We start from the raw sequence: 12,426 nt of genomic DNA on the forward strand, positions 1-12,426 counted from the left end.
AGGTGGAGAAACGATGGAATGGATCACAAAAGAAATAGTTTACCAGAAAACGCCGCAGCAACTGACGGCTTTATTATATGAAGCGGGGCTGGAGCAATTTGCAAACGCAGCCCGGTCTATACAAGAAGAAAACTTTGTTGAAGCGAACCGCTCGATGCAAAAAATTAACGATATAGTAAACCGGCTTGGCGCTGGACTGAACTACGAAGCGGGTATCATCGCCGATCAGCTCGACCAGGTGTATAATTTTATCGCCGACACCGTCGTGCAGGCGAACGTGAAAAAGGACGCCGCAACGCTTCATGATGCAGAGCAGCTGTTTCAAACGTTGTCAGACAGTTGGAATGAAGCATTAAAAAACGCACCGGCGAGACCGGTAAAACGAAAACAAAACGTGTATGAACAAAACGTCTTTTTAGAAGAGCGGCCAACGAATACAATGGAAACGGGGAAATAACCGATGAGAATTAACCATAACATTCAAGCATTAAACGCTTACCGAAACTTGAACAATACGAACAATGCCACATCAAAGAGCCTTGAAAAACTATCATCCGGTCTCCGTATTAACCGTGCTGCAGATGACGCAGCAGGGCTTGCCATCTCTGAAAAGATGCGTTCTCAAGTACGTGGACTGAACATGGCTGAACGCAACTCGCTCGATGCGATTTCCCTTATTCAAACGGCAGAGGGAGCCCTTTCCTCCACGCATGAAATTTTACAGCGTATGCGTGAACTTTCCGTACAGTCAGCAAATGATACACTAGAAGCATCTGACCGGGTCTCTATTAAAGCAGAGATCGATGAATTAATAGAAGAAATTGATCGCATTGCGAATACAACCCAGTTTAATAATAAAGAACTGCTAAACGGAAGCGAAACGGCCGGTTTTGATTTTCAAATAGGGGCAAATGAAGGCCAAATGTTAAACTTGACGATCGCTACAATGACGTCCACAGAGCTTGGGGTAAATTCAATTGATGTGAGTACACATGCCTTAGCCTCTAGCTCTATTGACTTAATCGACATTGCGATTGCAACAGTTTCATCTGAACGCAGCAATCTTGGCGCAATCCAAAACCGTTTGGAACATACAGTCACAAACCTGCAGACAGCGAATGAAAACTTAACGGCCGCTGAATCACGCATCCGTGACCTTGATATGGCGAAAGAGATGACACAGTTTACACGGAATAATATTTTGAATCAAGCTGGTCAAGCAATGCTCGCTCAGGCGAATCAGCTTCCGCAAGGCATTCTTCAGCTTCTTCAATAACATTTGAGGTGAACGGCAATGGAAGTGAATCGCGTAGGAAAAGCCGCGCTCAACCGGACGGAGCGTAAAGAAGAAACAGCAAAAGCATCGGTGTCCTTCACGGATGTTATTTCGACGAAACGTCAAAATGTAGCGCTTGAAAAAATGACTGGCATGATGAAAGACATTGAAACGCAAGGGGAAAAATTAGCCGAACACCGGACAATTGACGACTTGCGTAAATATAAAAAAATGGTCAAAGAATTTCTGGAGGAAGCAGTGAACAGCGGCCTTCAATTGGAAGAACAGCGCGGCTTCAACCGGCGCGGCCGGACGAAAGTGTACAAAATCGTCAAAGAAGTCGACAGCCGGCTGACGCAGCTTGCAAACGACGTTCTGAACAAAGAAAAAACACATCTTGATCTTTTGAATAAAGTGGGCGAAATCCAAGGGCTGCTCATTAACCTATACACATAAGGAGGGCTCCTTGTCATGCTTGTAGACACGCTTGAAAAGCAGCTGGCGCTTCATAAAAGTCTTTTGCAGCTGGCGCAGTTAAAAACCGATGCCGTCAAAAAAGGGGACATGGACGAGTTAAACCGGATTGTCCGCGAAGAACAGAAGCATGTTGGCGCGATCACGATTTTAGAAAAGCGTCGTGTGAGTGAATCGGATGAAACCGTCAGCGAGCGGCTGCCGTCATTGCCAGAAGAAGAACAAGTTCGGGCAGAAGCGGTGTGTGCTGAACTGATGGATGTGCTGACACAGTTAAAAGAGGTAAATGAACTAAATATTCAGCTTGTCGAGCAATCTCTTCAATTCGTGCACATGCAGCTCGATTTGCTGTCACCACCTGATTCCGGCACGTATGCAGCGGACGGAGACAATGAAGGCCCTGTATCCGGACCTTTGTTTGACTCGAAAGCATAAGAAAGGAAGAACAACATGAGATCAACTTTTATGGGACTCGAAGTCGCCAAACGCGGCATGTTTACACAGCAAAGTGCCCTGTACGTCACCGGCCATAATATATCGAATGCAAACACACCGGGGTTTTCGCGGCAGCGTGTCAACTTTCAAACGACAACACCGTATCCTGCTGTCGGCTTAAATCGTCCGAACATCCCCGGTCAAATGGGAACAGGGGTAGAGGCAGGATCGCTTCAGCGCATTCGGGACTCGTTTCTTGATGTGCAGTACCGGACGGAAAACACGAAGCTTGGCTACTGGAGTGCCCGTTCGGATGCCTTGACGAAAGTAGAAGACATCATTAATGAACCGACAGAAGAAGGATTAGCGGCGACGATGACAGAGCTATGGCAGTCACTTGAAGATTTGGCCAGCTCTTCTGAAAACGAAGGCGCACGCGGCGTTGTGCTCGAGCGTTTACAATCGGTCACCGACACCTTTAACTACATGTCCGATTCATTAACCGCTGTGAAAAATGACTTTGGCAGCCAGATCGGTGTGACGGTCAGTGCAGCGAACTCGGTAATTCAAAAACTGTTTGACGTGAATGTACAAATTAGTGAAGTTGAACCGAATGGCTACCTGCCGAATGACCTGTATGATGAACGGGATCGTCTTGTGGATGAATTGTCTCACTATATGAGTCTATCCATTGAGACAGAAGAAAGCGGCGGCAATGATTTACCGGTGGCAGAAGGTATTTTCAAAATCAGCATGGTGGACACAGCGGGAAACAAAATCGAACTGATGAATAAAACGGAATATAAGCAGTTCAGTTTTAGCGCAAGCTTGCCGGTCACGACTGATGTTCCCGCCGGCAGCAACCGCATTGACGAAATGCATCTTGTTACGCATGACAAAGGTGATACAGCAGGAGCGGTCACCTCTGTTTCGCTCGTTGACAGCAACAATGGGGCTGTTTCGTTCGCTCAAGGCGAAATTCGCGGCTTAATTGAATCATATGGCTATAAAGGAAAAAAAGATACAGATGGAAATGCGGCGACGCTTGAAGAGGCGACGGTCGGCATCTACCAAAATATGATTGATGAACTGGACAAGTTTGCCTATTCGTTAAAACAACTGTTTAATGACATTCATAAACTAGGTTATGATGCGGAAGGAAATCCCGGAAAAGACATTTTCGAGACCAACACCCCGGCCGCTGGCATGCCTGTTTATGCGGGCGCAGCGGGATCCATTCGTGTTTCTGCCATCACGTCAAACGAAGTCGCAGCGTCTGCTGTTCCGAAAAACGCGGACGGTTCAGTGAACATCGGCGATGGCAATAATGCGCTCAACCTTGCGAATATCGGCAGCCATTTGCTGAACCCGGGAAATGAGATTGAGCTGCTCGGAACAACGAATACGTATGCGATTCCGGGTGATTTGCCGATTAAAACAGGCTCCCTTAACTCCTTTTATGAAGGCGTGATCGGACGGCTCGGTGTCGATTCCCAGCAGGCAAGTCGGATGGAGCGGAACGTCAATGTGTTACTCGGGGCTGTTCAGACGAACCGCGATTCTGTTTCGTCTGTCTCGCTCGATGAAGAAATGACCAATTTGATTAAATTTCAGCACGGCTACAACGGCGCGGCGCGAATGATTACGATTGTAGATGAAATGCTTGATAAAATTATTAACGGCATGGGTGTAGCCGGCCGTTAAACGGAGGAGCTGAAAGTACATGCGCGTTACACAATCGATGCTGTCATCGAACATGATGAAAAACTTAACGGCCAGTCTTGCGCGGCTTGATACATTAAACACACAAGTCGGCAGCCAGAAAAAAATTACCCGTCCATCAGATGATCCCGTTGTCGCGATGAAAGGGATGACGTACCGCCGGAGTCTCGCAGAAGTGGAACAGTATCAGCGTAATTTTAATGAAGCGTATAACTGGGTCGAAAATTCCGACTCCGCGCTTGATAAAGCAAAACTCGCGCTTGACCGTATGCGCGAACTCGTCGTGCAAACGGCGAGTGACACGTACGATGGCGAACAGCGGAAAGCGGCACAAGCAGAAGTGGCGCAGCTGAAAGAACATTTAGTGGAAATTGCGAACACGAAGTTCGGTGATAAATATTTGTTCAATGGATCCGCGACGGCAACAAAGCCTGTCAACGTAACCGCTGCTGGCACAACGGTTTCAGATAACGCAGGGAAAATGGAATTGGAACTGTCAAAAGGGGTTTACATTCAAGTGAATATTAGCCCTGGCGAAGCCTTTTCTGAAGATCTTTTTTCAACAGTCGATGAAGTCGTCACCGCATTAGGTGACGGATCAACAGGGGCACAGTTGAGCGGCCTTCTTGATAAACTGGATGCCCGCATTGCGGACAATTCAACCGCCCGTGCGAAAATCGGGGCCCGCTTTAACCGGATCGAACTGATGGAATCCCGAATGGCCGAGCAGGCGGTTATCGCTTCACGCATTCTATCAGAAAATGAAGATGTTGATTTTGAGAAAGTCGTCACAGAGCTGACCGTGCAGGAAACGGTTCATAAAGCAGCCCTCTCTGTCGGTTCCCGCATTATTCAGCCTACATTGATGGATTATCTCCGTTAAAAGGAGGATTCCTAGATGAATATATCAACCGTTCAAATTCAGACAACGAAGGCGCAGCTTGGTATGACGACAACGCCGGGCCGCCAGTCGATCGAGCAGCCCGGGGCGACGGTTGATCTTCGTCAGCCGAAAGCAGAGATGAACATTACCACGACACCGGGCAAACTTTCGATTGATCAAACGCAGGCGTGGGCCGACATGGACCGAAAGCATATTTTTCAGCGCATTAAAGAGGCGGCATCACAAGGCAGACAAAAAGCGCTCGAAGGCACCGGCCGCCGGGCTGCAGAAGGCCGCGAACTTGCGGATATTCATAAAGGCGGCAATGCGATTGCTATGCAAGCGGCCAGAAGCAATACCCGAAGCTACGAAACGGGCCTTACATGGGTACCGTCGCACGGCAGTGTGAAGATTCACTATGAACCGGGTGACGTTCGGATTGACGCACAGGCCAGACGAGTTGAAAATCATACGCGTGCGAACAAGCCGATGATCAGCTATGAGCCAGGCAATGTGAAGATTCAGATGAAGCAATACCCGTCCATTGATTTTCAAGTTGTGAATAAAACGATTTAAAGGGTGATGAGTGTGAAGATTCAAACGAAATACCACGGGGAAAAAGAACTTCAGGAAGCGGATGTGTTACGATTTGCGAATGGATTGCCCGGCTTTGAAGACGAGAAACAATTCGTTTTGCTCGCTTTCCCGGGAAATACGGTGTTTTACGCGCTTCAATCGGTTACCACACCGGAACTAAGCTTTGTTGTCACCGATCCCTTTTCGTTTTTCCTGGACTACCATGTTAAAATTGACGATGCTTCCATTGAAGCACTCGCGATTGAAAAAGAAGAAGACGTTACCCTTTTAGCGATCCTGACCGTTCGAGATCCATTTGAACAGACAACCGCTAACTTGCAGGCACCGATCGTCATTAACAAACAAAACCAGACCGGACGCCAAGTCATCTTAACCGGCACCGCGTACGAAACACGCCACGCTTTGTTTCCAAACGGCGCCATGAAGGAGGGATAAGCGATGCTCGTTCTCACACGTAAACCAGGCGAAGCCCTTATGATCGGAGACGACATCGAGATTACCATCGTCTCCGTATCCGGCGACCAAATCAAAATCGGCATCGATGCGCCGAAACACGTCGATATCCACCGAAAAGAAATTTACCTCCAAATCGGAGACGAAAACAAATCCGCCTCAGCCGGCGTCGAAAACCTCGCCGGACTGCTCAAACTCCCACCGAAATAAAATCGGATGGGAGTTTTTTTGTGGAGATGGGGATGGATGAGTCTAGTTATGAGCGGATTTGGTGAAATAGGTGCGGATTCTAGTGGTTGTGAGCGAATTTGCTGGAATAGGTGCGGATTCTAGTGGTTGTGAGCGGATTTGCCGAAATAGGTGCGAATCTTAGTCATTGTGTGCGAATTTGTGGAAATAGGTGCGAGTTTCGGTCGTTGTGAGCGAATGTGCTAGAATAGGTGCGAATCCCAGTGATTGTGAGCGGATCTTTCGGAATAGATTCTAATCTAGTCCATATAATAGATAAGGAACCTTGAAAGAAAGGAGAATCTATATAAGAATCCACCACAATACTATGGCACTAGACGCGCATCGCATGTATAATTCAGCATTAAAGCAACAAGCTACCGCGATGGAGCGGCTCTCATCCGGTCTGCGTATTAACCGCGCCGCGGACGATTCGGCCGGCCTTGCCATTTCGGAAAAAATGCGTGCACAAATCCGTGGACTGAACCAGGCATCCCGCAACGCGCAGGACGCGATTTCCATGATCCAGACCGGAGAAGGCGCATTGAACGAAACACACGCGATCCTCCAGAAAATGCGCGAACTATCCGTCCAAGCCACAAGCGACACAAACACCGACACCGACCGTCAAGCCATCCAAAAGGAAATCAATCAGCTCACCGAGGAAATTACCCGCATCGGCAGCACGACCCAGTTCAATACGATGAACCTGCTCGACGGTTCAAAAACATCGTTCCGCATCCAGGTTGGAGCGAACGCCCGTCAGACGATGATCATTGAAATGGCCGATATGCGCGCCCGCGCACTCGGCATCACATCAGCCCGTGGGCCCGTCAATGTCACAACGGCCGACAAAGCATCAGCCGCCATCACCATTTTCGACGAAGCCATCCAAAAAGTCTCATCACAAAGATCTAAATTCGGCGCCTACAGCAACCGGCTCGAACACACCATTAACAACTTAAACACCGCAGATGAAAACCTCACCGTAGCCGAATCAAGAATCAGAGACGCCGACATGGCGAAAGAAACGATAAACCAAGTCAAAGCATCCATCCTTGCCCAAGCCTCCATGGCCATGATGGTACAAGCCAATCAAGCACCACAAAGTATTTTACAGTTGCTAAGATAATAGAAACTTGTGAGCGAACCCCTCAAAATCATCGTGAATCAAACAAAAACATCCCGTTCACGATTATGTCAACGGGATGTTTGTATGCAAACAGAAAATTACTCAGCTGAACTTCCGTTTTCGCACGTTGATAATAAATTCTTGATTGCTCGTATGATACACAACGGTATTGCCTTTGAATTCTCTCAATTCATCTATGAAAACAGACAAGACACAAGTAAACTCTTTCTTGTAAAACCGGATCAAGGACACAGAAAATACTCCTCCAAAGCGCCACATTCAAACGAAATATCGGACCCCGTTCACTATTCCGTAAAAAAGTAGATAATCCGACAAAAAATTTTACCAAAACTATTAAACATTCCCGAAACAACCCCGATATAAACTATGGAAGCAAGAGAAACAGGGCGGCCGACCTAATATTTTGCTATCAATTCAACACTGTTCACAAGGAAGTGAACAGCCAAACTCAAGGAGGAACTACACAATGATTATCAATCATAATATCGCAGCACTTAACACGTATCGTCAGTTTGGTAACGCAAACAAGGCACAAGGCGATTCAATGGAGAAATTATCTTCAGGTCTTCGTATTAACAAAGCTGGAGATGACGCAGCAGGTCTAGCAATCTCTGAAAAAATGCGTGGGCAAATTCGTGGTTTAGATCAGGCTTCGAAAAATGCGCAAGATGGGATTTCTTTGATTTCAACTGCTGAAGGTGCATTGAACGAGACTCATGACATTCTTCAACGTATGCGTGAACTATCAAACCAATCAGCTAACGGAACTGCAACCGATGCTGACCGTACAGCTATGCAAGATGAGTTAAACCAATTAACATCTGAAGTTAATCGTATTGGTAATACTACTGAGTTTAATACACAAAAGTTATTAAATGGTGGAGTGGGCTCTAATGCGGGAGATAAAATTACTAAAGCCACTAGCGCGGAAATTGCAGGAGCAACAGCGTATGCTGGTGCTGACACAACTGGACAAACAGCTTCAATTACTGTAGATGGAAAGACATTTGACTTATCTTCGTTACTTAATAAAGACCATACTGCTACTACCAAAGCAGATTTTGCAACTGCATTAGGAGAAGTTACATCTGGCGGGGTTAAACTCTCTGATTTAGTAACAGTAGATGCGTCTGGTGCTGCTATTACTTTTGAAGCTAAATCACAAGGCGCTACTAGCACATTAGAATTAACTATAGGTGCAGGTGATGATGAGGCAGCAGCAATGCTCGGATATGTCGATGCAGCTACTGCTAATGCTGTTGGAGAAGTCAAAGGTGATCCTACAACAGTAGAACGTCATGGTATCAAATTCACAAATGCATTAGATGGTGCTGACACTACAGTTGCAGCTGATTCAACTTTTAAAGTTACTGTTGGTAGCGAAAGTGCTGTAACAGTTACTTTAAAAGAAGGTAAAACGTATGACACTAATAATACAGATACGAACGTAGCAAAAGCTGCTATGGAAGATCTAGTTAAAGACTTAAATGCTGCGTTACAAGAATCAGGTATTTCAGATAAAGTAACAGCATCATTATCAAAAGATAATGAAATCCAATTTATATCTGAGACTGGTAAAGATATCGTATTAACAGATGGTACAGGTGGACCATTAGCAGCTATAGGTAGTGGTGGTGCTGAAACAGTAGGAAACGTTGCTCAAGTAGTAGGACCGGGTGCACAAGGCTCGGGTTACAGCACTAAATTCCAAATTGGTGCTAATACAGGTCAAAGCATGTCTTTAACTATCAATGATATGCGTTCAGCTGCAATTGGTATCACTGGTAATGCCGGGCAAGCTGGATTTACTGCTTCTAACGCAGTAACAAACGGTACAAATGATATCAAGGCTGAGGCTGCTTTGAACATTTCTAATAAAGAAGATGCTTCAAAATCTATCGAAATCATTGATAAAGCAATCGCTAATGTTTCATCAGAACGTGGTAAACTAGGTGCTGTTCAAAACCGTTTAGAACACACAATCAACAACTTAGGTACATCATCTGAAAACCTAACTGCTGCGGAATCTCGTATCCGTGACGTTGACATGGCGAAAGAAATGATGAACCAAACTAAGAATTCGATTCTTTCTCAAGCTGCTCAAGCTATGCTTGCACAAGCTAACCAACAACCACAAGGTGTGCTTCAATTATTACGTTAATTTTAGCCGCTTAAATGAAAGAGACCTTAGTTTTCTAAGGTCTCTTTTTTTAGAAAACTTATGTGGAAGTTCCTAGCCTACGGATCAATCATAATATTGCTGACTTAAACACATACTACCGTCTTTCGCAAGCCTCTAATCAGGGAATTAAATCTTCTGAAAAACTTTCTAGTGGTTTACGGATTAATAAAGCTGGAGATGATGTGGCTGCTCTAGCAATATCTCAAAAGATGAGAGCGAAGATAAGTGGGTTAGACTAAGCTAATAGAAACATACAAGACGTAATTTCTGTAATCCAAGTAACTGATTGAGGTATGAAATTAGTTAGTGAGGTACGGTAAAGCCAAGGAAAGAAGACGTCGAAAAGCCGTATGAGGGAAAACTTCATGTACGATTTGATGAGGAGTAACTGAAGGTAAAGGAGATAGCGATGGCTACCTTATTTGAAATCAGCTTCTTACTCTACTACTTCTCTAGGTGAAACCGGAAATGAAAGTGTGACATTTAAACCAAAAGTAAAGTACTGTATATTTACTATTTTTACTGTGTTACTATAATATTTAATAGATATAAAGGCCTGTGATTTCTTAAACTCGATAAAGGCAATCCTTTCGAAAGATGGAGTCGCAAAGCCACGGATCTACGGTTTTAATAACTATGACAGCCGGGTTACCGAATGGCCTCAAAACAATTGGCTAGTCATTTGTTCTTTTATAGGTAAAAATAGCTCGAATAAAAGCTTATATAAAAGGAGGGTAAAAAGTTGAAAGAAATTATTAAGATGTTTAAAAGGGTAATTATTGTTTCTATTGCTTTAATGCTCAGTATTTCACCATTACTTGTAGCAGCGAATACAGAGGTTATTATCACAGATCCAACACCAGATACAACTCCTCCGAAGTTAAACAGTTTTTCAATCTCTACTTCAGAGGCATCTCCTGAAAATTTAGTGAAGTTGATTGCTGATATTTCTGATGATTTATCCGGTGTAAATAGAGTTTCTGTTACATATTTAAAACCTAGTGGAGCTAGTTCATCTGCATACCTATCTTTAAATCCGTCCACTAATAAATATGAAGGAACAATCTCTATATCTAAGTATGATGAAGCTGGTAGTTGGAAGTTATATTCTATTTCTCTAACTGATAATAAGGATAATTCCTCATATATAAATACTAGCAATTCATCAATAGATTTTAGTCAGTTTAGTTTTAATGTATCTGGTGTTTTACAAAAAGAAGACACTACACCACCAGAATTGAACTCAATTATTGTATCCACTCAACAAGCGAATTCTGGAGAAAATATAAAAATTACTGCGGATATTTCCGATGATTTATCTGGAATATCTTCAGCGTATGGGTATTTTAGGAAACCAAGTGGGAATAGTGAATATTTTTCCTTGTCATATAACCAGTCTATTGGAAAGTTTGAGGGGACTATTAATATTGACCAATATGATGAATTAGGAGAGTGGAAACTTTACAGAGTACATTTAAAAGATTCATCTGATAATTATTCCACTTATTATGACCTTTCTAGTAATAGTACTAATGTACGGAAATTAGACTTTAGTAACTGTAAATTTACTGTTATGGGTACCACACCTGATTTACTTGGTCCATCTTTAGAAAGTTTAGGAATCACATTGGAAAAAACAACTAGCAATAGTGCAATCATTAAGTTAACCGCAAATGTCAGTGATAACTTGTCGGGTGTTAAATATTTGGGTGGAAACATTTACAAGCCAAGTGGAAAGTCATTTAATATTTACTTCAGTCGGAACCAGACTACAGGAGAATTTGAGAGTAATATTCCAATAGATAAATATGACGAATTAGGAACATGGAAGCTTCGATCTTTGAATATCCGTGATATTAAAGACAATGACAAATCTATTTTGGACGGTAACTTAGGGTATAAAGGAGATACAATAAATTTTGACCCTTTTTACTTTACTGTGAGAGGAATCATTACAATTCCACCTGCTTCGCCTTTTAGTATAGAATTAGATCAAAAATCCGTTACTATTGATCCGGGAGCGAGTTATCAATTAAAAACAACTCTAAATATGTCCGATTCCTCAAAGAAGGATATCACACTTGGATCAACTGGCACTTATTATACCAGTTCAAATCCTTCAGTTGTCACTGTTGATCAAAATGGTTTAATTAAAGTGGCATCTAATGCAAGTCCAGGAATTGTATATATTCAAGCGGCTAACAGTGGATTATATCAACAGATTGAGGTGAAGATATCAACAGGTGAAGTAAATGAAAGTTTTCTTAAAATAAATCCATTGAAAATAAATATGGCACCTGGTCAGACAAAACAATTAAATGTTCTAGCAAACTTATTAGATGGGACAACAAAAGACGTTACAGCAGGTGTCTCTGGAATTGAGTATACAAGCTTAGATACTTCAAAGGTCATTATAGATGAAAATGGTTTTATTCAAATCCCTTCACATGCAATAAAGGGGGATGTAATAATTAAGGTAGATTATAATGGTATACAAGGTGAATCAATGATAACAGTCACTGACCCACCTATTGTAAATAGTATTAGTATGACTCCAAAGGATGCAACAATAAATTACGGTGAAGCAATTCAATTAAGTGTAAGAGCAACTATGTCAGATGGATCTTCGAAAGATGTAACATCAGGGTCAGAAGGGACTGAATATACCTCATCAGATACGAAAAAGGCATTGATTGATAGTAATGGTTTAATAAGCATTCCTTCAAATGCAAGTAGCGGTACAGTAACAATTAAAGCAAGTAATAATGGGAAAACAACACAGAGTGTAATAACGGTTAATGGTGCACCGCAGATAACTAGTCTTTCAATAACGCCTTCTAATACATCAGTTATAGTAGGAAAGACACAGCGGTTATCAGTAATTGCTACTATGTCCGATGGAAGTACAAAAGATGTGACATCTGGAACGGATGGAACGAAGTATGTAAGTAGTTCAACAGGATTAGCCACAGTAGATGGGAATGGATTGATTTCCATCCCATCAACAGCGACAAGTGGAGCAG

Annotated in this window: 13 protein-coding genes and 1 riboswitch; all 13 genes read left to right on the forward strand. The window is 43.3% G+C overall.

Annotated features, from left to right (window positions below; translation table 11 throughout):
• Window positions 1-13 precede the first annotated feature (13 nt).
• Entirely contained in the window at window positions 14-457 is a 444-nt protein-coding gene (gene fliS, locus ACZYRN_RS06725) for a flagellar export chaperone FliS (protein WP_488910761.1), read from the forward strand.
• Window positions 458-460: 3 nt separating this feature from the next.
• Window positions 461-1,276, forward strand: a complete 816-nt coding sequence (locus ACZYRN_RS06730; RefSeq protein ID WP_488910762.1) for a flagellin N-terminal helical domain-containing protein — start codon at window positions 461-463, stop codon at window positions 1,274-1,276.
• Window positions 1,277-1,294: 18 nt separating this feature from the next.
• The gene (locus tag ACZYRN_RS06735) at window positions 1,295-1,732 is read left to right on the forward strand and encodes a YaaR family protein (RefSeq protein WP_488910763.1); all 438 of its coding nucleotides are present in this window, start codon (window positions 1,295-1,297) and stop codon (window positions 1,730-1,732) included.
• Between the two features lie 15 nt (window positions 1,733-1,747).
• Window positions 1,748-2,185 (forward strand): flagellar protein FlgN, encoded by a 438-nt coding sequence (locus ACZYRN_RS06740; protein ID WP_488910764.1) that lies wholly within the window; start codon window positions 1,748-1,750, stop codon window positions 2,183-2,185.
• 15 nt (window positions 2,186-2,200) lie between these two features.
• The gene (gene flgK / locus ACZYRN_RS06745) at window positions 2,201-3,889 is read left to right on the forward strand and encodes a flagellar hook-associated protein FlgK (protein ID WP_488910765.1); all 1,689 of its coding nucleotides are present in this window, start codon (window positions 2,201-2,203) and stop codon (window positions 3,887-3,889) included.
• A gap of 19 nt (window positions 3,890-3,908) precedes the next feature.
• Window positions 3,909-4,790, forward strand: a complete 882-nt coding sequence (gene flgL / locus ACZYRN_RS06750; RefSeq protein ID WP_488910766.1) for a flagellar hook-associated protein FlgL — start codon at window positions 3,909-3,911, stop codon at window positions 4,788-4,790.
• Window positions 4,791-4,805: 15 nt separating this feature from the next.
• Complete coding sequence (locus ACZYRN_RS06755; protein WP_488910767.1) at window positions 4,806-5,366, forward strand: DUF6470 family protein; 561 nt, start codon at window positions 4,806-4,808, stop codon at window positions 5,364-5,366.
• A gap of 12 nt (window positions 5,367-5,378) precedes the next feature.
• On the forward strand, window positions 5,379-5,822 hold the full coding sequence (fliW, locus tag ACZYRN_RS06760) for a flagellar assembly protein FliW (protein WP_488910768.1): 444 nt from the start codon (window positions 5,379-5,381) through the stop codon (window positions 5,820-5,822).
• 3 nt (window positions 5,823-5,825) lie between these two features.
• Complete coding sequence (gene csrA, locus ACZYRN_RS06765) at window positions 5,826-6,050, forward strand: carbon storage regulator CsrA (RefSeq protein ID WP_488910769.1); 225 nt, start codon at window positions 5,826-5,828, stop codon at window positions 6,048-6,050.
• A 325-nt stretch (window positions 6,051-6,375) separates the two neighbouring features.
• Window positions 6,376-7,200 carry a flagellin N-terminal helical domain-containing protein gene (locus tag ACZYRN_RS06770; RefSeq protein ID WP_488911124.1) on the forward strand — a complete coding sequence of 275 codons (825 nt, stop codon included), beginning with the start codon at window positions 6,376-6,378 and terminating at the stop codon, window positions 7,198-7,200.
• A gap of 487 nt (window positions 7,201-7,687) precedes the next feature.
• On the forward strand, window positions 7,688-9,382 hold the full coding sequence (locus tag ACZYRN_RS06775) for a flagellin N-terminal helical domain-containing protein (protein WP_488910770.1): 1,695 nt from the start codon (window positions 7,688-7,690) through the stop codon (window positions 9,380-9,382).
• 62 nt (window positions 9,383-9,444) lie between these two features.
• Window positions 9,445-9,642, forward strand: a complete 198-nt coding sequence (locus ACZYRN_RS06780; protein WP_488910771.1) for a flagellin N-terminal helical domain-containing protein — start codon at window positions 9,445-9,447, stop codon at window positions 9,640-9,642.
• Between the two features lie 331 nt (window positions 9,643-9,973).
• A riboswitch (cyclic di-GMP riboswitch) is annotated at window positions 9,974-10,059 on the forward strand.
• A gap of 86 nt (window positions 10,060-10,145) precedes the next feature.
• Window positions 10,146-12,426 (forward strand): Ig-like domain-containing protein (locus ACZYRN_RS06785; RefSeq protein ID WP_488910772.1); only part of this gene is annotated, 2,281 nt, incomplete at its 3' end.

Source organism: Domibacillus sp. F004 (assembly GCF_057814295.1).

Bases quoted from the DNA above. Each gene is read 5' to 3' on its own strand.
- ACZYRN_RS06755 (WP_488910767.1), top strand. From the start codon at position 4,806: ATGAATATATCAACCGTTCAAATTCAGACAACGAAGGCGCAGCTTGGT.
- ACZYRN_RS06735 (WP_488910763.1), top strand. From the start codon at position 1,295: ATGGAAGTGAATCGCGTAGGAAAAGCCGCGCTCAACCGGACGGAGCGT.
- ACZYRN_RS06740 (WP_488910764.1), top strand. From the start codon at position 1,748: ATGCTTGTAGACACGCTTGAAAAGCAGCTGGCGCTTCATAAAAGTCTT.
- csrA (WP_488910769.1), top strand. From the start codon at position 5,826: ATGCTCGTTCTCACACGTAAACCAGGCGAAGCCCTTATGATCGGAGAC.
- ACZYRN_RS06775 (WP_488910770.1), top strand. From the start codon at position 7,688: ATGATTATCAATCATAATATCGCAGCACTTAACACGTATCGTCAGTTT.
- ACZYRN_RS06730 (WP_488910762.1), top strand. From the start codon at position 461: ATGAGAATTAACCATAACATTCAAGCATTAAACGCTTACCGAAACTTG.
- fliS (WP_488910761.1), top strand. From the start codon at position 14: ATGGAATGGATCACAAAAGAAATAGTTTACCAGAAAACGCCGCAGCAA.
- flgL (WP_488910766.1), top strand. From the start codon at position 3,909: ATGCGCGTTACACAATCGATGCTGTCATCGAACATGATGAAAAACTTA.
- flgK (WP_488910765.1), top strand. From the start codon at position 2,201: ATGAGATCAACTTTTATGGGACTCGAAGTCGCCAAACGCGGCATGTTT.